19 protein-coding genes and 1 riboswitch are annotated in these 21825 nt (G+C 61.5%); of the genes, 14 read left to right on the top strand and 5 right to left on the bottom strand.

All coding sequences use genetic code 11. The annotated features are described in order from the left end of the window. Positions 1-96: 96 nt before the first annotated feature. Positions 97-471, bottom strand: coding sequence for a hypothetical protein (locus P3T40_RS11195; protein WP_429267755.1), 375 nt, complete (start codon positions 469-471; stop codon positions 97-99). A 178-nt stretch (positions 472-649) separates the two neighbouring features. Between P3T40_RS11195 and glpD the strand changes: the two genes are divergently transcribed. The 4 genes from glpD (at position 650) to P3T40_RS11175 (ending at position 5592) form a co-directional block, all read left to right on the top strand. Continuing rightward, entirely contained in the window at positions 650-2209 is a 1560-nt protein-coding gene (gene glpD, locus P3T40_RS11190; RefSeq protein ID WP_429267754.1) for a glycerol-3-phosphate dehydrogenase, read from the top strand. Positions 2210-2455: 246 nt separating this feature from the next. Continuing rightward, entirely contained in the window at positions 2456-3955 is a 1500-nt protein-coding gene (gene glpK, locus P3T40_RS11185) for a glycerol kinase GlpK (RefSeq protein WP_429267753.1), read from the top strand. Positions 3956-4079: 124 nt separating this feature from the next. Beyond that, positions 4080-4787: an MIP/aquaporin family protein gene (locus tag P3T40_RS11180; protein WP_429267752.1), complete on the top strand. Its 708-nt coding sequence runs from the start codon at positions 4080-4082 to the stop codon at positions 4785-4787. A 118-nt stretch (positions 4788-4905) separates the two neighbouring features. Beyond that, on the top strand, positions 4906-5592 hold the full coding sequence (locus tag P3T40_RS11175; protein WP_429267929.1) for an HAD family hydrolase: 687 nt from the start codon (positions 4906-4908) through the stop codon (positions 5590-5592). Positions 5593-5733: 141 nt separating this feature from the next. Here P3T40_RS11175 and ribB read toward each other — a convergent pair whose 3' ends face one another. Then, complete coding sequence (ribB, locus tag P3T40_RS11170; RefSeq protein ID WP_429267751.1) at positions 5734-6453, bottom strand: 3,4-dihydroxy-2-butanone-4-phosphate synthase; 720 nt, start codon at positions 6451-6453, stop codon at positions 5734-5736. Positions 6454-6596: 143 nt separating this feature from the next. Next, positions 6597-6776, bottom strand: a riboswitch (FMN riboswitch). A 105-nt stretch (positions 6777-6881) separates the two neighbouring features. Next, positions 6882-7565 (bottom strand): helix-turn-helix domain-containing protein, encoded by a 684-nt coding sequence (locus P3T40_RS11165; RefSeq protein WP_429267750.1) that lies wholly within the window; start codon positions 7563-7565, stop codon positions 6882-6884. A 516-nt stretch (positions 7566-8081) separates the two neighbouring features. On the opposite strand from P3T40_RS11165, the gene P3T40_RS11160 reads away from it, so the two are divergent. Further along, positions 8082-9803 (top strand): PKD domain-containing protein, encoded by a 1722-nt coding sequence (locus tag P3T40_RS11160; RefSeq protein WP_429267749.1) that lies wholly within the window; start codon positions 8082-8084, stop codon positions 9801-9803. Between the two features lie 99 nt (positions 9804-9902). Here the strand turns inward: P3T40_RS11160 and P3T40_RS11155 are convergent, their stop codons facing one another. Next, a complete protein-coding gene (locus tag P3T40_RS11155; RefSeq protein WP_429267748.1) occupies positions 9903-11075 on the bottom strand; it encodes an MFS transporter in 1173 nt (390 codons plus the stop codon). A gap of 16 nt (positions 11076-11091) precedes the next feature. After that, positions 11092-11478, bottom strand: coding sequence for a VOC family protein (locus tag P3T40_RS11150; RefSeq protein WP_429267747.1), 387 nt, complete (start codon positions 11476-11478; stop codon positions 11092-11094). Positions 11479-11603: 125 nt separating this feature from the next. On the opposite strand from P3T40_RS11150, the gene P3T40_RS11145 reads away from it, so the two are divergent. The 9 genes from P3T40_RS11145 (at position 11604) to P3T40_RS11105 (ending at position 21318) form a co-directional block, all read left to right on the top strand. After that, positions 11604-12575: a LysR family transcriptional regulator gene (locus tag P3T40_RS11145; RefSeq protein ID WP_429267746.1), complete on the top strand. Its 972-nt coding sequence runs from the start codon at positions 11604-11606 to the stop codon at positions 12573-12575. A gap of 144 nt (positions 12576-12719) precedes the next feature. Then, positions 12720-14093: a tRNA (N6-isopentenyl adenosine(37)-C2)-methylthiotransferase MiaB gene (miaB, locus tag P3T40_RS11140; RefSeq protein ID WP_429267745.1), complete on the top strand. Its 1374-nt coding sequence runs from the start codon at positions 12720-12722 to the stop codon at positions 14091-14093. A gap of 34 nt (positions 14094-14127) precedes the next feature. Further along, the gene (locus tag P3T40_RS11135; RefSeq protein ID WP_429267744.1) at positions 14128-15189 is read left to right on the top strand and encodes a PhoH family protein; all 1062 of its coding nucleotides are present in this window, start codon (positions 14128-14130) and stop codon (positions 15187-15189) included. A 28-nt stretch (positions 15190-15217) separates the two neighbouring features. Next, positions 15218-15679 carry an rRNA maturation RNase YbeY gene (gene ybeY / locus P3T40_RS11130; RefSeq protein WP_429267743.1) on the top strand — a complete coding sequence of 154 codons (462 nt, stop codon included), beginning with the start codon at positions 15218-15220 and terminating at the stop codon, positions 15677-15679. A 13-nt stretch (positions 15680-15692) separates the two neighbouring features. Beyond that, positions 15693-16364 carry a gamma-glutamylcyclotransferase gene (locus P3T40_RS11125; RefSeq protein WP_429267742.1) on the top strand — a complete coding sequence of 224 codons (672 nt, stop codon included), beginning with the start codon at positions 15693-15695 and terminating at the stop codon, positions 16362-16364. Positions 16365-16569: 205 nt separating this feature from the next. Continuing rightward, positions 16570-17466 carry an HlyC/CorC family transporter gene (locus tag P3T40_RS11120; RefSeq protein WP_429267741.1) on the top strand — a complete coding sequence of 299 codons (897 nt, stop codon included), beginning with the start codon at positions 16570-16572 and terminating at the stop codon, positions 17464-17466. 34 nt (positions 17467-17500) lie between these two features. Further along, a complete protein-coding gene (gene lnt / locus P3T40_RS11115) occupies positions 17501-19171 on the top strand; it encodes an apolipoprotein N-acyltransferase (protein WP_429267740.1) in 1671 nt (556 codons plus the stop codon). A gap of 605 nt (positions 19172-19776) precedes the next feature. Then, positions 19777-20877 (top strand): asparaginase, encoded by a 1101-nt coding sequence (locus P3T40_RS11110; RefSeq protein WP_429267928.1) that lies wholly within the window; start codon positions 19777-19779, stop codon positions 20875-20877. Positions 20878-21072: 195 nt separating this feature from the next. Next, on the top strand, positions 21073-21318 hold the full coding sequence (locus P3T40_RS11105) for a SymE family type I addiction module toxin (RefSeq protein WP_429267739.1): 246 nt from the start codon (positions 21073-21075) through the stop codon (positions 21316-21318). Positions 21319-21825 lie beyond the last annotated feature (507 nt).

Here is a 21825-nt window from a genome sequence, read left to right as displayed (position 1 = left end):
CACTGACACACCCATGGACTTCAGGCGCTTCGCCGCTCACGCGTTCAAGCAGTGCAGCCGTACCGTGCGGTCTTCGTCCAGCCATGCACTGGGCGCTTAACCACTGCGCAAGGTCGGATCAACCGCCGCTCGCCAGCTCAGCGCTCTCGCCCGCTGGTCAAGAAAATACGCCGCCCACTGATTGCGGGCCTGCGGATCACTGCTGGTGCCGAGCGTCGAGTAATGCTGCGCGATCGACGTCTGGAACGCGCAGTAATCCGCCGTCGACACCTTGCCGCGCCGGTTGGCGATATACGCATCGTAGAACGTCGTGTAGACGGACTGCGCGTCATTGCCGTAATCCACCGGCGCCGCGCTGCACATCTGTTGCAATGCTGCGAACGACGGCGCGCCCAGACTGCCGCTCAGACTCGGCGTGCTCACGCATCCCGCCAGCAGTGCCGTGGCGCCGATTACCCAGAGTCCCCGCATGATTCACCTCGATATGGCTATTGTCATGAGTATCGTCGGTGGCGGCCCGTCGCGCTACACCTTGAGACATATGTTCATACAAGTCGAACTTTACTTTTTCGATTTTGTTCATTAAAGTTCGAAAACGAACACTATCGGTTCGATAGATTTTCTTTACGCGACGTAGGGGACACAGCAGGTGACGCAAGGCTCTAGATACGATTTGCTCGTTGTGGGCGGCGGGATCAACGGCGCCGGCATCGCACGCGACGCGGCGGGGCGCGGCCTGTCCGTGTTGCTCTGCGAACAGGACGATCTGGCCGCATATACCTCGTCGGCCAGCACGAAGCTGATTCATGGCGGCTTGCGCTACCTCGAGTACCGCGAGTTCGGGCTCGTGCGCAAGGCGCTGCAGGAGCGCGAAACGCTGCTGCGCGCGGCGCCGCACATCATGTGGCCGCTGCGCTTCGTGATGCCCCACATGCCGAACCTGCGGCCCGCCTGGATGATCCGCGCCGGTCTGTTCCTCTACGATCACCTCGCACGCCGCGAATTGCTGCCGGCGTCACGCGGTATCGACATGCGCCGCCATCCGGCAGGCGCACCGCTCATCGAATCGATCAAGCGCGGCTTTGTCTATTCCGACGGCTGGGTCAACGACGCCCGGCTCGTCGTGTTGAATGCACTCGACGCCGAGGAACGTGGCGCGACCGTGCTCACGCGTACCAAGCTCGTCAGCGCAGTGCGCGCCGGTGGTGAATGGCACGCGCAGTTGCGCCGCGCGGACGGCACGCAACTCGACGTACGCGCCGGTTCGATTGCGAACGCAGCCGGCCCATGGGTGGGCGAATTGCTGCACGGCGCGCTGGGTCGCGACGCGAACCATAGCGTGCGCCTCGTCAAGGGTAGCCACATCGTCACGCGGCGGCTGTTCGAACACGATCACGCCTACATCTTCCAGAATCCGGACAAGCGGATCATCTTCGCGATCCCGTACGAGCACGACTACACGCTGATCGGCACGACGGACATCGAATATCGCGGCGACCCCGCGCAGGTCGCAATCACCGCTGACGAGACGCAGTATCTGTGCGACTCGATCAACCGCTATTTCAAGCAGCAGATCACGCCGTCCGACGTCCGCTGGACCTATTCGGGTGTGCGCCCGCTGCTCGAGGAAGAAGGTGCGGATAACCCTTCGGCCGTCACGCGTGACTATCGACTCGAACTCGATGCGCCTGAGGGCGAAGCGCCGCTGCTGTCGGTATTCGGCGGCAAGATCACGACATTTCGCAAGCTCGCCGAAGAAGCCGTCGACGAACTCGGTCGCGCCTTGGCCAACCCGGCTCCGGCCTGGACTGCCGGTGCACCGCTGCCTGGTGGCGATATTCCGAAAGCGAACTTCGAACGCTTTCTTACGCAGTTCAAGCAGCAATACCCCTGGCTGCCCGCCGATCTCGCGCACCGCTATGCGCGCGCGTACGGCACACGTGCGAAACACGTGATCGGTCAGGCAAGCTCGCTCGCCGAACTCGGCCGCATTTTCGCGCCAGGACTTTACGAAGCCGAACTGTGTTATCTGCGCGACACCGAATGGGCCCGCAGCGCGCAAGATGTGTTGTGGCGCCGCTCAAAGCTCGGACTGCACGTCGAGCCCGGCACACTGGAGAACGTCACGCAAGACATCGACAACTGGTTCACCCGCTCGCCAGTCGAGCGCCAGCCGTTCAGGCGAGCTACGGCGAGTCAGCACGCATAAGCGAGTTTGAGCACGGTTATGCACACGAGTACGCATCATCAGCAGTAAGCACAACCAGGCACCCAGAAGCGCATCACGTCCAACGCAGACGTGATCAGCACAAAGCACAGAACACACCGTATTCCGACACGCAGTTCAGCAATCTGGAATGCATGAAGCCACGGCAGTTGCAGTATCCAAAAACAACAAGCCGTTTCCGTTGCCGGATCGTCGATCCGGCAACTCATAAAACATGGAGAAGAGACAATGCAGGATCAGTACATCCTCGCGCTCGACCAAGGTACCACCAGTTCACGCGCGATGCTTTTCGACCGTCAGGGCAACGTTATCTCGACGGCTCAGAAAGAATTCCAGCAAATCTATCCGCGTCCGGGCTGGGTTGAGCATGACCCGCAGGAAATCTGGTCGACCCAGGCGGGCGTCGCAGCCGAGGCCGTCACGCGTGCAGGGATGAACGGCACGTCGATCGCCGCCATCGGCATCACGAACCAGCGCGAAACGACGATTGTTTGGGACCGCGAAACTGGCCACCCCATCTATAACGCGATCGTCTGGCAGGACCGCCGCACGGCCGACTTCTGCGACGAACTCACAGCGCAGGGCCTCGAAGAAAAAGTCCGTGCCAAGACCGGCCTGCCGATCGACTCGTATTTCTCGGCCACCAAAATCCGCTGGATTCTTGACAACGTCGAAGGCGCGCGCGAAAAAGCCAAGCAAGGGCGTCTCGCGTTCGGCACCGTCGATAGCTGGCTGGTGTGGAACTTCACCAAGCACGGCCTGCATGTGACCGACGTCACCAATGCGTCGCGCACGATGCTCTTCAACATCCACACGCTGCAGTGGGACGACGAACTGCTTCAGGCGCTCGATATTCCGCGCAGCATGCTGCCCGAAGTGCGCCCATCGTCGGAAGTCTACGGTCCGACCAAGACCACGGTGTTCGCCTCGAAGATCCCGCTTGCCGGCATCGCAGGCGACCAGCACGCCGCACTGTTCGGCCAGATGTGCACGCAATCGGGCATGGTGAAGAACACCTACGGCACGGGTTGCTTCCTTGTGATGAACACCGGCGACAAGCCGATCGAATCGAAGAACAACCTGGTCACGACGATCGCCTGGCAGATCGGCGATCAGATCAACTATGCGCTCGAAGGCAGCATATTTATCGCCGGCGCCGTAGTGCAGTGGCTGCGCGATGGACTGGGCATCATCAAGAGCGCTTCGGACATCGAAGCACTCGCACGCACCGTGCCGCACGGTGACGGTGTGTACCTCGTGCCGGCTTTTGCAGGCCTCGGCGCGCCGCACTGGAATGCGCGCGCACGCGGCACGCTGTTCGGCGTCACGCGCGGCACGACCTCGGCGCATATCGCCCGTGCCGCGCTCGATTCGATCGCTTACCAGTCGCTCGACGTACTGAAGGCGATGGAAGCCGACTCGGGTATCCGCATCGGCGAGTTGCGCGTCGACGGCGGCGCCTGCGCGAACAATCTGTTGATGCAGTTCCAGGCCGACATTCTCGGCGTCGACGCGGTCCGTCCGAAGGTCAGCGAAACGACCGCGCTGGGTGCCGCCTATCTAGCCGGTCTCGCAGTGGGCTACTGGAAGGACGTGAACGAGTTGCAGAGCCAGTGGGCGCTCGATCGACGCTTCACGCCGGATATGGAGCCGGGCGAGGTCAAGACCAATCTGGCCGGCTGGCAACGCGCGATCCGTGCGGCCAAGGCCTGGGCCGATACGCCCTGATAGCCCAGATAGTCTGGACAGCCCCGATACACGCCGAACGGCGTGTATCCATTGACGCAACATTGAGGCCATGAAGCCGCGTCCGAGGCGGCTTCCCTAATAAATATATTCTGGAGTGCATATCATGTCACCTTACATAGCCGAGTTCATCGGCACAGCGATGCTTGTCCTGTTGGGCAACGGGGCCGTCGCCAACGTATTACTCGCCCGCACCAAGGGCAAAGGCGCCGACCTGATCGTTATCGTGATGGGTTGGGCCATGGCGGTCTTCATCGCGGTCTTCATGACGGCGTCGTTTAGCGGTGCGCATCTGAACCCGGTCGTGACGATCAGCCTCGCGCTGGCCGGCAAGTTCGCGTGGAGCAAGGTGGGCGGCTATATCGCGGCGCAGATGCTCGGCGGCATGGCGGGCGCGGGCCTCGTGTGGATGGCTTACCGCCAGCACTTCGAGAAGGAAACGGACGCCGACGTCAAACTCGGCGTGTTCTGCACGGCCCCCGCGATTCGCAGCGCCCCGCATAACTTCCTGACCGAAATGATCTGCACCTTCGTGCTGATTCTCGGCGTGCTCTATCTGGCCTCGCCGCAAGTCGGCCTCGGTGCGCTGGATGCGCTGCCGGTCGGCCTGCTGGTACTCGGCATCGGCATTTCGCTCGGCGGCCCGACGGGCTATGCCATGAGTCCGGCGCGCGACCTGTCGCCGCGTCTAATGCACGCGCTGCTGCCGATTCCCGGCAAGCGCGACAGCGACTGGCGCTATGCATGGGTTCCGGTGATGGGCCCGCTCGCCGGCGGTGCGGCTGCCGCATGGATCTACCTGCACGTGCATTGAGACGGATGCCGGCCGGGAGCGAAACGGCCGCGCAGACTCCAACAAAGCACGTATCATGATGCTTTCAAGTTTGCGCGCGGGCCTGACGGCCCAGGCGCCTCTCGCTCCCTGTTCCGGCATGATCGATCATCTCATCTGTGACTGCGACGGCGTTCTCGTCGACAGCGAAGTTATCGCTGACCATGTACTCCTCGAAACGCTTTCGGCAACTTTCCCGGGCCTCGATTTCACCGGCGCCGTGAAAACAGCGTTCGGTCAGCAGACCTCACGCTTTCTCGAAGGCATCGAGACGTCGTTCGACATCAAACTTCCTGCGGATTTTCTCGAGACGGTCGAGCACAACGTCGAACTCGCGCTCGGTTCCAAACTCACTGCGGTGGGTGGCGTACGCGACGCATTGCAACAGGTGGCGCTGCCGGCTGCAGTCGTATCGAATAGCCGTATGAAGCGTGTACAGGCTTCGGTGCGGCGCGCGGGGCTACAGCAGGTGTTCGGCGAACGCGTCTTCAGCGCCGAGCAAGTGGCCCGACCCAAGCCCTACCCTGACGTGTATCTGTTCGCTGCGCAGCAGTTGGGCGTGGAGCCGGCGAAATGTCTGGTGGTTGAGGACAGCGTCGCTGGATTGAACGCCGCGCGTGCGGCCGGCATGAAGACGATCGCGTTCGTTGGCGCGAGTCATATTCCGGACGGCTATGCGGATGCGCTGCGCAAGATGGGCATGACACGCATCATGGAGCATATGGATGAACTGCCGGCGCTCGTCGAAGCGGGTGTGCGCGGCGAGTTCGGGGAAGTGCAGTCTTAAGGGATTGCTGGACTCGCGCTGCCCTTACGCCTCGCCAAGTCGCAAACCGGGCCTGCGCTGACGGCGCCCGGACCCTGGCCTGCATCACGGCCTCACTTGCAAGCAGAACCCGCGCTGATAGTGCGCGGGTTCTGCCCACCATCACACCTCGTCTACGCAGTACTCACGCGCGGCCGCCAGCGCCTTGCGGAATTCCACCAGTTCGGCAATCGTCAGCATGGGCAGATTGTGTTGCGCTGCGAAGCGCTCCACATCCGCGCCGCGCGTCATCGTGCCGTCTGCGTTCATCAATTCGCATAGCACGCCAGCGGGTTTGAGGCCGGCGAGGATCGCCAGATCGACCGTGCCTTCCGTGTGGCCGCGCCGCGCCAGCACGCCTCCGGGAGACGCGCGCAGCGGGAACACGTGGCCAGGACTGACGATATCCGTGGGCTTGGCCTTCTCGGCAATCGCGGCACGAATCGTCGTCACGCGGTCCGCCGCGGAGACGCCGGTCGTCACGCCTTCACGCGCTTCGATCGAAACCGTGAACGCCGTGCCGTGGCGGCTCTCGTTGTTGACGGCCATCGGCGGCAACTGGAGCGCGCGGATCTTGTCGTCGGGCAGGCACAGGCAGACGATGCCGCTGCACTCGCGGATCAGCAGCGCCATCGTCTCGTTGGTAAGACGCTCGGCGGAGACGATCAGATCGGCTTCGTTCTCGCGGTCGTGGTCATCTTGCAGCACCACCGCGCGGCCATCGCGCATGGCTTGCAAGGCAGCGGCGATCCGGGGCGGAACCGGTTCGTTGGCGAGTTGGGGGAGATCGGCGAACGCATCTTCGGCGATCGTCGTAGGCGCAGGAAAAGTAGCAAAGGACATGTGAAACGCTCTCGCAAAAGTTGGGCGAAAAACGTTTCAGGGCATTGCAAACAGGCAGCACTCGCCCCGGTGGACGCTCCAACAGAACGCCCACGCCCTGCCCAGTGATGCGGGCAGCGCAACGGGGACCGACATGACTATCTGCACATCTTCTTCCATCCGGACTATGACCGTCGGCTCTGGCATCGCACCAGATCTGCTGACCCCGTGTCCCAATCCTTCGAAGGCATTGACGACGCGGGCGCTCGCGGGCTCGCTGGCAAGCGCGATTGCGCTGCCGGCATACCGCCGGTGGGGAATTTCACCCCGCCCTGAAGACGCACTGATTGCCGGAATTTCCGGCAGGTGAAGCATACAACAGCCGCGCCAGGTCTGCAGCGCAGCGGATACGGATTAGAAAGACGCCCCTCGTACAGGCGCTAGCGCCATCAAAGCGGGGTGGCGTGCCGTGCTGCATCGTGCGGCACGTCCCAGCGCGGGGGCGTTTCCGCATTCAGCGTGACGCGAAAAGCGCGAGCCTCGGTGTCGCCGGGGTTGCGCAGGCTATGCGGCTGGTCGGCGTCGAAGACGATCGCGTCACCCGTTGCCAGCAACTGACGCTGATCGTGAACGCTGACCTCCAGCGTGCCCTCGCTCACCACCAGATTGACCGTCGTGCCAGGCGCGCGGCGGATACCCGGCTCGGTATGCAACGGCGCGATGCGTAGTTCATGAAATTCGGCGACTGCCGGCTCCGCATCGGGATACAGCGGCCGCGCGGAATAGCGGCCGTTCGAACTGACGAGGCGCGTCGCCCGGTCAGCGGGCAGATGTTCAAAACCGTTGGTGGCGTGACGGCGCAGGAACGCGGACACCGATACCTTCAGCGCCGCCGCGACCTTACACAACACCTTGATCGACGGCACGCTGCGCGCCGACTCGATCTGCGCCAGCATTGCGCGTGACACGCCCGAGGCGCGAGCCAGCGCGTCGAGTGAAAGTTGCCGTTCAGCCCGCAAACGGGCGAGATTGACGCCGACCAGATGTTCCAATGCATCGAAGGGTTCCGCGGCCCGCGGCCCTTCGAGAGCGTCAATCGCGGGATCGCGAACCAGCGCAAGCGGGGAATGCATGAGTGCCTCCAGTAGCGCCGCCACATGGCGGGGCAAGGGGTTAGTGGAGGCAAGATAGCACCGCGATTCGTTACGCCCAACGAAGTTATCTTCACACTGTTATCAGTATTGCGGAGGAAAGTTCTGATGGAGTGTGTGAGGAGTTTGCCTATCTTGTGTCGCCCGCAGGAAAACAGGCTGTCTTGCGAATCTGCTCGGCGTAAGATCCTGCGCTGCTCGCAGTAAGAAAACCCTTTTTTGCAGCAACCCTCACGGATGTCGCGATTACCTCTTCTACCCATCCAGACGTACGATTATTGCATCCACCTTTCATTTAGTAATATTAGTGGGAGCGCCACCCGCCAAGCGAGAGTCACCGATTGAACCGGCCCACAACCGAACTTCGGATCAATCGGAAGAACACTCTCGCGGAAACGGTATCGTCCGTTCGGTGTACTCAAGACGCGCCCATGAGCGTTCTTTGATACCGCCGACAGGCCGATTGGGTGGCCTCCCTCAAAAAAGGGGAGATTGTGAATGGTGGATTGGCGATTTCCACGGCTGCTTGGCGCCACCTGTTGTGCCCTTGTACTGGCTGCTTGCGGCGGAGGCGGCAATCCGAGTAGCGAGGCAGCGAGCGGAGCAGTCAACAATAATTCCAGCCAACCTGGCAGCACCATTCCGGTGACTGATCGGGTTGAACTCACAGGAATCGCGGCGACCCCTGCTCGCCCACGGCCGGGCGGTGCTGTGAAATTCACGCCGGCCGGCAAATTTCCTAATGGGACGACGTATGTCTGGGACTTTGGCGACGGGTCGAAGGCGGATAACAATCTGACACCCGCGCACGTCTACGCGACTGCAGGCACCTATTCCGTCAGGTTGACTGCAACTGATCAAACCGGACACACGAATTCGCTGACGCAGCGCGTCACGATTGAGCCGAACAAGCCTCCGAAGATTGCCTCCATTTCGTACGGAAACAGCTCGCCAGTAGCCGGACAATCCGTCGCGCTATTCGTGCAGGCAACCGATCCCGATGGCGATTCTCTGGCATACACATGGCGCGTCGATGGCGTTATGGTCGCGGAGGACAATACCGACGGCAACCTGACCTATTCGTTTTCGACGAGTGGTACACACGTTGTCAGGGTAACGGTAAGCGATGGCCGCGGTGGCACGGACACGCTCACAACTAACGTAGCCGTACTACCAGACCCTACGACGCCGCCCGTCCGTCCCACCTGGCAAAAGGCTTACGACGCGCCAGCACAATCGAAGATCCGCTTTTTCGAGGATGGAGCGGGATGGACCGTCTCATTCAGCAAGGCGGAAGCGCGACACACGACCGACAACGGGGCTACCTGGCAGGTAGTAACGCTGCCCAGGAAGGGAATTGACAGTACAAGCGGGTTCTACGGTGTCGCATTCGCGAACAAGCTCAAGGGCATGATCGTCGGATGCGGGGACAAGTACATTGAAGACGCATCCAATGGCATGAATCTCTACTTTAACGGGGGTAGAGCCTTGCACACGACGGATGGCGGAAAGACCTGGAATGCGATTCCCATCGCGGGCGTCGTCAGTGACCCGGCGTGTTTGTTAGCGGTTGAATTCGTCGGCCAGAAGGGCTGGATTGTGGATGATGCAGGAACAGTCTTCGGAAGCAACGACGGCGGCGATACGTGGAACCGGTTGTCCGAATCGGGCATGCGCGTAGGCCGGATGCAGTTCGTCGACAGCCAGCACGGCTGGATTGTTGGCGCGAGCCATACAGGCTCATCGGACTCGGTGGCGCGCACCACGGACGGCGGTATGACCTGGCAGTTCGCATCGGTCCCTGCTGTGCCGAGCTCGGAGTTATCACAACCCAGCCCGCCGATAGGTATTTCGCCCGGGGGGTTACGAAGTCTCTGGTTCGTCGACCAACGCACAGGCTACCTCTCCGGCTACACAATGTATGACTCGACCTATGCCGTCTACAAGACAATTGACGGTGGTCTTATGTGGACATTACTCAAGATCCCAAAGGGATCCCAGACAAAGGAGCTCCAGTTCGTGGACGCGTCCACCGGATATGCTCTGGATGAGTTAGGGCCTCTCTACAAGACAACGGACGGAGGGATGAACTGGGAACCCGTGTTGTCCAGTCCGCCAGGCGCCTCGGCCCTGACTTCATTTGCGTTGCGACCGCAAAATACCGTTTGGGCGGTTACCGCACTTAGCGAGGGTGGCATCTTCAAGGTAACACTGCCGTAACTTTGCGCAGTCCGCCACTGGGCAACTGCCCGGCGGCGGACCTCGGCTCCGTAGACTCCACCGAACTATGTATGTAGATGTCGATGCGTCCGGGATACTTCATATTGCTACGCTAGAAGCCCGCTTACCGGCCGGCGCATCCATCCGCGCCGCCATCCACGTCAGCAGCAGCGCCGCGATGGACACCACCGCGGCCACCCACGGCAGCGCGTCGAGCCCCATCCCATGACCGATCGCCAGCCCGCCGAGCCAGGCGCCACCGGCATTACCGAGGTTGAAAGCGCCAATATTCAGCGTCGAAGCCAGGTTCGGCGCCGCCGTCGCCTTTTCCACCACGCGCATCTGTAAGGGCGGCACCGTCGCAAAGGCGGCGATTCCCCAGACGAAAATCGTCACCGCCGCGGCCACCTGCGAATGGCTGGTGCGCGTGAAGATTGCCATCACCACGGCGAGCGCCAGCAGAATCCCCATCAGCGAGGGCATCAGCGCGCGATCCGCGAGCTTGCCGCCCACCGTGTTGCCGATCGTCAGACCCACGCCGAACAGCACGAGAATCAGCGTCACACCGCGCGGCGAGAAGCCGCTCACCTGTTCGAGAATCGGCGCGATGTAGGTGAACACGACAAATACACCGCCGAAGCCCACAACGGTCATAGCCAGCGCCATCCATACCTGCGGATCTTTCAGCACGCGCACTTCGCGACCGAGTCCGGCGGGTCCCGTATCGTGTTTGTTCGGCACCAGCGCCGCGATGCCCGCCAGCGAGAGCACGCCAAGCGCGGCGACGACCCAGAACGCCGTACGCCAGCCGAATTCCTGGCCAATGAAGGTCCCAAACGGCACACCGAGCACGTTGGCGAGCGTGAGCCCAGTGAACATCAGCGCAATCGCGCTAGCACGCTTTTCCTGCGGCACCAGCGACGCAGCAACCACCGCGCCGATGCCGAAGAACGAGCCGTGTGCAAACGACGTCACCACCCGCGCAATCATCAGAACCGAATAGTCCGACGCCACCGCGCACAGCACGTTGCCGACGATAAACACGCCCATTAGCAACTGCAGCGCCAGTTTGCGCGGCATCTTGCTCGTCACTACGGCGAGCAGCGGCGCGCCGACCGCGACGCCCAGTGCATAGCCGCTCACCAGTAAACCCGCCGAAGGAATCGACACCGCCAGGTCACGCGCGACCTCAGGCAGCAAGCCCATGATCACGAACTCGGTGGTGCCGATGGCAAAGGCGCTAATCGCTAGCGCAAGAAGTGGAATAGGCATCGCAAAACTCCAGTTTTCAATAATGGACGTGGCGCAGGGCCATCACGAATTCGACGACCACGCCCGGCGCAAGCGCGACAAACAGTTGCAGTTCCCCGGCCAGCGGCACTTCGGCCAGCTGATAGTCCACCTCAGCCACACGCAGCCGCTGGAGAAGCGCCTGCCATTCGGCGGCGCTCTCGAGCCGGAAGGCGATGTGGTCGATGCGGGGCGCCGCGCGGCCGGCATAGGCCGGCACGGTCGCGTCGACCAGATGGACCACGGGCCGCCCCGCTGCATACAGCCAGTAACCGTGGATCCCGAACGGCGGGCGGTCGCCGTCCACCAGCCCCACCACGTCCACGAAAAAGCGGTGGGCGGCGTCGAGATCGGCGGTGACAATCGTTGCGTGATCGAGATTCATGGCGGAGCCAACAAACCGGCTTTGAGGCCGGCCGGGAATTTTCAGTACGCGCATTGTCCCGGCTACGCGTCCATTTGAGAATTGGCGTAGCATTTGAATCATTTTCAAATTGTTTTGAATAATCGATGGACAACCTTGGCGACATCCGCCTTTTCGTCGAAGCGGCGCAGTTGGGTAGCCTGTCGGCGGCCGGCCGCAAGCTGGGTCTCACGCCGGCCGCGGCCAGCGCCCGTCTGACGAAGCTCGAAGCTGGCCTGAAGTCGCGCCTGTTCGAGCGCACTACCCGCCAGTTGCGCCTTACCGACGAAGGCCGCCTGTACCTGAACTGCTGCCGCCAGGCGCTGCAGGCGCTCGACGACGCCGAGGCCTTGCTGCAGGCAGGTCAGAACGTGGTGCGCGGCAAGGTGCGCATTTCGGCCACCTCGGACTTCGGGCGCAACCTGCTGATGCACTGGCTTGACGAGTTCAACCTGCTGTACCCCGAGGTGACGTTTGCGCTGACGCTTTCGGATTCGCTGTCGAACCTGGTGCAGGAGGACATTGATCTGGCAATCCGCTTTGGCGTGCCGCAGGACAGTTCGCTGATCGCCCGGCCGCTGGCGCCCAACCGGCGCGTGCTGTGCGCCTCGCCGGAGTACATCGCGCGGCGCGGGGAGCCCGAGGATCCGCTCGATCTGGCCCGTTTTGACTGCATCGTCCTCGGCACCGCATCCGGCCCCGTCAACGAATGGCGCTTCACACGCGGCGACGAAATCCAGCGCTACACAGTGCCGCTCGAGACGGCCCGTGAGACCAACGACGGCGCGGTGGCCCGCGAATGGGCGCTGCGCGGCTACGGGATCGTAGTGAAGTCCATGTGGGACGTGGAGGCGGATCTGCGCTCGGACGGCCTGAAGGTCCTGCTGCCCGACTGGCGTTATCCGGATGCGCCGCTGCACGCGCTGTACCACCGCAACCGCTTCATGGCGCCGCGCGTGCGGGCGCTGCTGGACTTCCTCGCAGATCGTTTCGCCCAGGTGTCCGACGAACTGGAGGGCCTGCTCGGCCTGCGGGCGACGCGGCCGCTCAATAAATCCGCGCGCAGCGAAGGGCTATAATATTGGCCTACGCTGTAAACGTGCCGCTAATACCGTGCCACAGCCGCCTCCGGCCTCGCGCCGCGCCCTGGCCCGCGGACGTTTTCGCCTCTCTTCACTCTTTAACGACGCCCCCAGATAAACCACTGCGACCGGCGAAATTCGATGACCAAGAAAGTTTATGTAAAGACCCACGGCTGCCAGATGAACGAGTACGACTCCGACAAAATGGTCGACGTACTCGGCGCGGCTGAAGGCCTCGTCAAGACCGACACCCCGGAAGACGCGGACATCATTCTCTTCAATACCTGCTCGGTGCGCGAAAAAGCGCAGGAAAAAGTCTTCTCCGAACTGGGCCGCGCGCGCGAGCTGAAAGAAGCGAATCCGAACCTGATCATCGGCGTGGGCGGCTGCGTGGCGAGCCAGGAAGGCGCGTCGATCATCGCCCGTGCGCCGTATGTGGATGTGGTGTTCGGCCCGCAGACCCTCCACCGTCTGCCGCAGATGATCGACAAGCGCCGTGAAAGCGGCCGCGCCCAGGTCGATATTTCGTTCCCGGAAATCGAAAAGTTCGACCACCTGCCGCCGGCGCGTGTCGACGGCCCGACCGCGTTCGTGTCGATCATGGAAGGCTGCAGCAAGTACTGCAGCTACTGCGTCGTGCCGTACACGCGCGGCGAAGAAGTGTCGCGCCCGCTTGACGACGTGCTGACCGAAATCGCCGGCCTCGCCGACCAGGGTGTGCGCGAAGTCACGCTGCTCGGCCAGAACGTGAACGCTTATCGCGGCGGCCTCACGCTCGGCTCGTCCGAGATCGCCGACTTTGCGACGCTGATCGAATACGTCGCGGATATCCCCGGCATCGAACGCATTCGCTACACCACGTCGCATCCGAAGGAATTTACGCAGCGCCTGATCGATACGTACGCCAAGGTGCCGAAGCTCGTGAGCCACCTGCACCTGCCGGTGCAGCACGGCTCCGACCGCATCCTGATGGCCATGAAGCGCGGCTACACCGTGCTCGAATACAAGTCGGTCATCCGCAAGCTGCGCGCAATCCGCCCGGACCTGTCGCTGTCCACGGATATGATCGTCGGCTTCCCTGGCGAGACCGAGGAAGACTTCGACAAGATGATGGCGCTGATTCACGAGATGAAGTACGACACCAGCTTCTCGTTCATCTACAGCCCGCGTCCCGGCACGCCGGCCGCGAATCTGCACGACGACACGCCGCGCGAAGTGAAGCTCAAACGTCTGCAACATCTGCAGGCTACGATCGAAGAAAACGTCGCGCGTATCAGCGAATCGATGGTCGGCAAGGTCGAGCGTATTCTGGTCGAACGGCCGGCGCGCAAGGACCCCAACGAACTCGCCGGCCGCACCGAAAACAACCGCGTGGTGAATTTTCCGGTGCCGGCGGCATCGCACGCGCGATTGATCGGACAAATGGTGGACGTGAAAATCGTGCAGGCGTACCCACATTCGCTACGTGGCGAACTCGTGCTGGTGCACGACGACGCGAACGCCACGACCCATTAAGCGTACTGACTACCGACAGGATCGATCCACCGCCTTGAAGACCACTCAGCAGCATCTGGAATTCACCGCACCGCGCGAAGACAACGCGCGGCTCGCCAACCTCTGCGGACCGCTCGACGAAAACTTGCGGCAGATCGAGCAGGCGCTCGATGTCACGCTGCAACGACGTGGTCACCGCATCTCGATCCGCGGCCGGGGCGCCAAGCTGGCGCTCACCGCCCTCGAAAACTTCTATAACAGCGCGCGCGATCCGTTGTCGGTCGACGACATCCAGCTCGCGCTGGTCGAAGCGCGTCATCCGGCACGCGGCCGCACCAACGGCTCGGAGAGCCCGGACGCGCGCTTTCGCCACGACCCGGATCATCCGTTCGACGAACCGGCCGATAGCGGCGACGAAGACCTCGAAGCACTCGGTCCCAAGCTGTACACGCGCCGCGCCGATCTGCGCGGCCGCACGCCGGCGCAGCGTGAGTATCTGAAGCAGATCATCGCGCACGATGTGACCTTCGGCATCGGACCGGCGGGTACGGGCAAGACGTATCTGGCGGTGGCGTGCGCGGTGGATGCGCTGGAGCGCGATCAGGTCAAGCGCATCGTGCTGACCCGTCCGGCGGTGGAAGCCGGCGAGCGGCTCGGCTTTCTGCCGGGCGATCTCGCGCAGAAGGTCGACCCGTATCTGCGGCCGTTGTACGACGCGCTGTACGACCTGCTCGGCTTCGACAAGACCGCGAAAATGTTCGAACGGCAGATGATCGAAATCGCGCCGCTCGCCTACATGCGCGGACGCACGCTGAATCACGCGTTTATCATTCTGGACGAGGCGCAGAACACCACGCCCGAGCAGATGAAAATGTTCCTGACGCGGATCGGCTTCGGCTCCAAGGCCGTGGTCACCGGCGACACGACTCAGGTCGACTTGCCGCGCGGCCACAAGAGCGGGTTGATCGAAGCGCAGCAGGTGCTGTCGGATGTGCGTGGGATTGCGCTCACGCGCTTTACCAGCGCCGACGTGGTGCGGCATCCGCTGGTGGCTCGCATCGTGGAGGCTTACGACGCGCACTCGCAGAAGAACGCCAACCCGGGCGATGCGCGTTGAACCGCAAAGAACTACGACACCAGGACGCATGAGCCGCACCCCGAAACTGACGCTGAACCTGCAATTCCCCGCCGCCAGGGCCTGGCCGGAACACAAGGCGCTCCTGCCGCGCGCCACCGTGGCCGGCTGGATCAAGGCGGCGCTCTTTGCCGACGCGGAACTGACCGTGCGCCTCGTCGACGCGGACGAAGGACGCACGCTGAACCGCACCTATCGCGGCAAAGACTACTCGACCAACGTGCTCACGTTTGCCTACGCCGAATCGGAAGACGATCCGGTGACGGGCGATCTGATCCTATGCTGTCCGGTGGTTGAGAAGGAAGCGGCCGAGCAGGGCAAGCCGCTCGTCGAGCACTACGCGCATCTTTTGGTGCACGGCACGCTGCACGCGCAAGGCTACGATCACGAGGTCGAAGAAGAAGCGCAGGAAATGGAAGCCATCGAAACCGAGATCCTCGCCAAACTCGGCTTCCCCGATCCTTATCAATAACGTCTGAACAAACGTGAGCGCCATTTACCCCGAATCCGACGACCGCCCGCCCTGCCCCGGCTATCCGCCGGCGCTCGGCGAATCGCGGTTGCTGACGGATGAGGAACTGCGCGCCTCGTTGGCATGCACGCTGCGCGACTGGGACCAAAAAAGCGACCTGTGGCTGTTCGGCTATGGATCGCTGATCTGGAACCCAGGCATGCCGACGGTCGAAGCCACGCGCTCCAAGGTGCATGGCTATCACCGTGGACTGTACCTGTGGTCGCGCGTGAACCGCGGCACACCGGAGCAGCCCGGCCTCGTGCTGGCGCTCGACCGCGGCGGCTCGTGCACCGGCATTGCATTCCGGCTCGCGGCGGATGGCGCGATGCCGCATCTGGAAGCGTTGTGGCGCCGCGAGATGGCGATGGGTTCGTACCGGCCGGCCTGGCTGCCGTGCAATCTCGCCGACGGCCGGCGCGTCGACGCCCTCGCCTTCGTGATGCGCCGTGACGTGCCGAGCTACACCGGCAAGCTAGCGGACGACATCGTGCAAACGGTATTCGGCCGTGCCTGCGGCCGCTATGGCACGACGCTCGACTACGTAAGCCGCACCGTCGCGGCGCTGCGCGAAAGCGGCATGCCAGACCGCGCGCTCGAAGCGCTGCTGGCGCGTTGTCGCGAAGCCGGCAGTGACGGCGGTTGAACAGCCTTACGCACCGCTTTCCGCCGTCGATTTTTGCTCCAACGCGCATCGGCCGTCTTTATCCGTTAGGATTGACCCAAGCCCCCGACCACGCGGTGCAGCCGTCTGCCCCGTCAGCAACCCCGACGGGACACGGTCCTGCCATGTGCGTGGTGTATCCTTAACGCTCTGCAACAGCGCGCCCAGTCTTGCCGGGCGCACCACCATGAACGACACGTATCCCAGTCGACACCGAACTAGCGACAAACCACAGGAAAAACGCTCCCTGCTTGAGCGTCTGACCGATTTCATCTCGCCCGAGCCCGAATCCCGCGGCGAACTACTGGAAATCCTGCAGGACGCGCACGAGCGCAACCTGATCGACGCGGATTCGCTGTCGATGATCGAAGGGGTTTTCCAGGTCTCCGAACTCTGCGCGCGCGACATCATGATCCCGCGCGCCCAGATGGACGCGATCAACATCGCGGAAACGCCCGCGGAGTTCATTCCTTATGTGCTGGAGAAAGCGCACTCGCGCTATCCGGTGTACGAAGGCAATCGCGACAACATCATTGGCGTGCTGCTCGCCAAAGACCTGCTGCGCTACTACGCAGAAGAGGAATTCGACGTGCGCGGCATGCTGCGCCCCGCCGTGTTCATTCCGGAGTCCAAGCGCCTGAACGTGCTGCTGCATGACTTCCGCGTGAACCACAATCACATTGCGATCGTCGTGGACGAATACGGCGGCGTCGCCGGTCTGATCACGATTGAAGACGTGCTGGAGCAGATCGTCGGCGACATCGAAGACGAATACGATTTCGACGAGGAAAGCGGCAACATCATCGCCTCGCCGGACGGCCGCTACCGCGTGCGTGCGCTGACCGAGATCGAGCAGTTCAACGAAGCATTCGGCACGCACTATTCGGACGAGGGAGTCGACACGATCGGCGGGCTCGTCACGCATCATTTCGGGCGCGTGCCGCATCGCGGCGAGAAGGTTCGTATCGACGACCTGATCTTCGAGATCCTGCGCGGCGACGCGCGGCAGATCCACATGCTGCTGGTGCGCCGCGACCCGCTCGCGGGCCAGCGCGAGCGCGAAGCGCAGCACGTGCAGACCTGAGCTCTCCCCTTTCTTTAAAACCGACCGCGCAATAATGGCCGACCCGATCACTTCCCGTCTGCGCCGTGGCGTGACGTCCGCCGTCGCGCAAGCGTCGGGCCGGACGTTGCCGCGGTGGCATTACCTCGTCGCACTCGCCGCCGGCGCGGCGAATACGCTCTCGTTCGCGCCGACGCCGCATGGCGGCTGGCTTGAACTGGTCATCTTCGCGTTTTTCTTTGCGTGGCTCACGCGCACGACCGGCTGGAAAAGCGCCGCGTTGACGGGCGGCGCGTTCGGCTTCGGCAACTTCGTCACGGGTGTGTGGTGGCTTTACGTCAGCATGCACTACTACGGGGGGATGGCGGCGCCGCTGGCGGGTGCGGCAGTGGTGCTGTTCACGTTGTATCTCGCGGTGTATCCGGCGCTGGCTTCGGGGGTGTGGTCTTTCTGCGCCGGACACGCACGCAACGGCGCGCTCGACGACAAGCCGTTTTCGCCAACGTGGCACGGTGCGTTTGCGTTCGCCAGCGCGTGGGCCGTTAGTGAATGGCTGCGGGGTTATGTGTTTACCGGGTTTCCGTGGCTCGCCAGCGGTTATGCGCAAGTAGATGGGCCGCTCGCCGGGTTTGCGCCGGTTGCCGGTGTGTATGGCGTGGGCTGGATGCTGGCGCTGGTCGCGGCGTTGATCGTGCAGGCTGTGGTGCGTGTGCGTGAGCCTGCAGAAGCGCGTAAGGGCGCCTCGCGCGTGGCTCGGGTTGCGCCTGCGGCTGTTGTCGCGGTGGCGTTGATCGCGGCCGGAATGCTGCTGCCGTTGGTCACGTGGACGATACCGGCTAATGCGCCGCTTAACGTGCGTCTGCTGCAGGGTAACGTGAAGCAGGAGATGAAATTCGAAGAGGCCGGCATGGTCGCCGCCATCAACGAATATCAGCAGATGATTACGGCGAAGCCGGCGGATCTGGTTGTGACACCCGAGACGGCGATTCCCGTGCTGATCCAAGAGTTGCCGGTACCGTTTGCCCAAGCCGTGCGCCAGTTCTCGGATACGACCGGATCGTCGATCCTGTTTGGCGCGATTGGCGGCACCATCACGCCGGAAGGTCGGGTGGTCGACTATACGAATAGCCTGTTCGGCATCACTCCGGGTTCGCGTGAGCTCTACCGCTACGACAAGCACCATCTGGTGCCGTTCGGTGAATTCATTCCGTGGGGCTTCCGCTGGTTTGTGGCCATGATGAATATTCCGCTCGGCGACTTCGCGCGGGGGGCTCCGGTGCAGAAGCCGTTCCTTGTGCATAACCAGCCGGTTGCCGTCGATATCTGCTATGAGGATATTTTCGGCGAGGAGATTGCGCGGTCGATTCGTGAGAGTGATACGCCGGCGGGGGTGTTGGTCAACTCCACCAATCTGGCGTGGTTCGGTGACACGATTGCGCTGGATCAGCATCTGCAGATTGCGCGGATGCGCTCGCTGGAGACGGGACGGCCGATGCTGCGGGCGACTAATACGGGCACTACGGCTGCTATTGATGCGCATGGGAAGGTGTTAGCACGGCTTGCGCCTTATACGGTGGGTTCGATTGACGTCACGGTGCAAGGGACGTCGGGGAACACGCCGTATGTGACGAGTGGGAATAACACTGTGCTGGCGGTGTCGTTGTTCTTGTTGGCGTTTGGGTTTGCGTTTGGGCCGGGCATACGAAGAAAGAACGGCGAAGGTTAATCAGGTTCGCGCCCGTGCCGCACGGGGGCTTTCCTCGCGTCTTCTTTCTCACCTCATTTCAACAAACGGATCGGTTCGACATTGCGAATCGCACAATGCGGCCCGACCGTTGGAGTTGCCAATTTTTTGTAAATTACAAAAACGCATTTTCACAAAATTAAAAAGAACAACCAATACAATCAAAATACTGGAATTATCAATTCAACCATTTTCATTTTCGATACGATCCAAATTCATCCCACCCGCATAACCAGAATTGCATGATGGGTCGACAAGCCAACATGCAAATGGCTTTCCTGCGAACATTCCTCGCCTGAGCCGCGCAACGCCATTGCATTTACACCAGATCATTCATAGTATTTAAACGTGCAGACACAGCGACTGCGACGCACAGCATGACTCAATATCATTCCATAAATCGACGCAATGCCAGATCTGCCGGCATAACAATTGCAAAATGCAGCGACGGCGAGGTGATATGAATCAGATTCGATAGCGATTCACTGCAGATTCACCGTTTGCGTCACTTGCCGAGGAATCCGATTATGCGAAATATCAGCGCTGCCCAATTCCCGCTCATGCAACGCTGGGGAGCAACCCTCCTGATGAGCGCCGGTCTTGCGGTGGCTGGCTCGCTGTATGGATTACGTGCCACTGCTGCCGAACCTGCAGCGACAACAACCGAAGCGGCGCACTCATCCAGCGAGGCCACAGCCAATTTGCCGCGTGTGATCGTTCTTGCGACCGGCGGGACGATCGCCGGCCAAGCCGATCCACGCGCCGCCAATGCGTACAACGCCGGCGCCGTCAGCGCTCAGCAATTGATTCAGGCCGTACCCGGCATTGAAAAATTAGCCCACCTGAGTTCCGAACAGGTCGCATCAATCGGCTCGCAGGATATGAACGACAAGGCCTGGTTTCAACTAGCGCACCGCATTCAGGAAATCTTCGACAAAAACGAAGCGGACGCGGTCGTAATCACGCATGGCACCGATACTCTCGAGGAAACCGCCTTCTTTCTGGATAACGTGTTGCATACGGACAAGCCCGTCGTACTGGTGGGCTCGATGCGTCCGTCCACGGCGATCAGCGCTGACGGTCCCAGCAACCTTTACGAAGCCGTCGAAGTGGCGGCAGATAGCCAGGCGCGCGGACGCGGTGTGCTGGTCGTGCTGGACGACAAGATCGAAGCGGCACGCACGGTCACCAAGACGAATACCACAAGCGTCGAAACGTTCCACTCACCGAACACTGGACCGATTGGTTATGTTGATCCAGCCAGCGTTCGTTTCACGGCGCCGCCGCCAGCACAACAACCGGCAAGGCTTGCACTGCCTTCCGGGGATCAGCTTCCTCGCGTCGAGATTATCTACGCGCACAGCAATATGGACGCCGTGCAGATTGACAACGCGATCGCCAACAAGGCGAAAGGCATTGTGCTGGCGGGCGTGGGCGATGGAAACACTTCGAAGGAGGCGATCGCGGCGCTTCACAAGGCCGCGCAAAAGGGCATCGTTGTCGTACGGTCTACGCGTGTCGGTTCTGGTTTCGTCAATCGCAACGTTGAGGTGAACGACGATACGAACGGCTTTGTCGCTTCGCTCGATCTCAATCCACAGAAGTCGCGCATTCTGCTCCAGTTGCTGATAGCGAATGGGATTACGTCCGCTGCGCAGGTGCAGAAGGCGTTTGTTGCGACGTGGTGAGGGAGAGGGGGTCCGAGGTTGCCATGGCGGAAATTATCGGATCCCATAAATCACATTATTGATTAGCAATGCTATATTAATGACTGCCTCACTGCGTTTGTTGTACGAGCGGGAGCAGCAAAGAAAGCGCGGGGGTTGAGTGCTACCAACACTCAACCCCCGCTGACCACAAACAACTCATAGGAGGAGTTGATCATGGCTAACGCCAATCATAAAGCACGACCACGTCGTAAGGAATATCCGGTAGCCATTCAGACGACCTTATTGGATTCGCCTGACTGGCAGAACGTAGAAGAACACCGGAAGGAACAGCCCTTCATCCCGTGGATGAAAGTCGCGGATTTGTGGCTCCAGGCCGCGGGTTTTGAAGCAGGTCAGAGGGTTTGCATTTCGGTCGATTACGAATACGCGAGGCTGACCATCATGCCTGATTGCGGCTAGGAAAATGAAGGGCCGCAGATGCGGCCCTTAGGGTTGAAATACTGCGTCAGACTGTCGAGCCGAGGGTAATTATCAACCACGTTGGGCAAGCTTCCCAGCCAGAGCTCGCGTCTCGGTCCGTATTCGCTTCAAACCTCCTCCGGTCGAGTTCTACATAAAACAAATACTCGATCATTTCTTCGACGGCTCTTCTTTCCTCAATGAGTGCGCAGACGTTGCCTGCGTAGGCGTCGTATTCGTCCTATGCGGCAGTGAATTGCCCAACTGCAATGGAGACCCATGAAGCTCACAGGAGTTTCACCTTCCAAATCATCTTCATCTTTATCTCAAAAAATTAGCATTGCAAAAAATTGTGACTATTTGCCTTGTCTCATAGAAATTCGTTGAGCTGATGAGTTAGCGTATGACCCCAATGGCAAACGTCTGCACGAAGATGCGCAATTGTCGATCAACGGGAAACGGAGAGCACTGCTGTCACGAGTACGATCAAGGACGTTCTGCAGCACC

Origin of the sequence: Paraburkholderia sp. EB58, assembly GCF_050436665.1 — a bacterium.
Taxonomy (GTDB): domain Bacteria; phylum Pseudomonadota; class Gammaproteobacteria; order Burkholderiales; family Burkholderiaceae; genus Paraburkholderia.
This window is presented reverse-complemented; position numbering and strand designations above follow the sequence as displayed.

Coding starts and splice junctions, on each gene's coding strand:
- P3T40_RS11195 (WP_429267755.1), bottom strand. CDS start 471: ATGCGGGGACTCTGGGTAATCGGCGCCACGGCACTGCTGGCGGGATGC.
- glpK (WP_429267753.1), top strand. CDS start 2,456: ATGCAGGATCAGTACATCCTCGCGCTCGACCAAGGTACCACCAGTTCA.
- P3T40_RS11180 (WP_429267752.1), top strand. CDS start 4,080: ATGTCACCTTACATAGCCGAGTTCATCGGCACAGCGATGCTTGTCCTG.
- P3T40_RS11175 (WP_429267929.1), top strand. CDS start 4,906: ATGATCGATCATCTCATCTGTGACTGCGACGGCGTTCTCGTCGACAGC.
- ribB (WP_429267751.1), bottom strand. CDS start 6,453: ATGTCCTTTGCTACTTTTCCTGCGCCTACGACGATCGCCGAAGATGCG.
- P3T40_RS11165 (WP_429267750.1), bottom strand. CDS start 7,565: ATGCATTCCCCGCTTGCGCTGGTTCGCGATCCCGCGATTGACGCTCTC.
- P3T40_RS11160 (WP_429267749.1), top strand. CDS start 8,082: ATGGTGGATTGGCGATTTCCACGGCTGCTTGGCGCCACCTGTTGTGCC.
- P3T40_RS11155 (WP_429267748.1), bottom strand. CDS start 11,075: ATGCCTATTCCACTTCTTGCGCTAGCGATTAGCGCCTTTGCCATCGGC.
- P3T40_RS11150 (WP_429267747.1), bottom strand. CDS start 11,478: ATGAATCTCGATCACGCAACGATTGTCACCGCCGATCTCGACGCCGCC.
- P3T40_RS11145 (WP_429267746.1), top strand. CDS start 11,604: ATGGACAACCTTGGCGACATCCGCCTTTTCGTCGAAGCGGCGCAGTTG.
- miaB (WP_429267745.1), top strand. CDS start 12,720: ATGACCAAGAAAGTTTATGTAAAGACCCACGGCTGCCAGATGAACGAG.
- ybeY (WP_429267743.1), top strand. CDS start 15,218: ATGAGCCGCACCCCGAAACTGACGCTGAACCTGCAATTCCCCGCCGCC.
- P3T40_RS11120 (WP_429267741.1), top strand. CDS start 16,570: ATGAACGACACGTATCCCAGTCGACACCGAACTAGCGACAAACCACAG.
- lnt (WP_429267740.1), top strand. CDS start 17,501: ATGGCCGACCCGATCACTTCCCGTCTGCGCCGTGGCGTGACGTCCGCC.
- P3T40_RS11110 (WP_429267928.1), top strand. CDS start 19,777: ATGAGCGCCGGTCTTGCGGTGGCTGGCTCGCTGTATGGATTACGTGCC.
- P3T40_RS11105 (WP_429267739.1), top strand. CDS start 21,073: ATGGCTAACGCCAATCATAAAGCACGACCACGTCGTAAGGAATATCCG.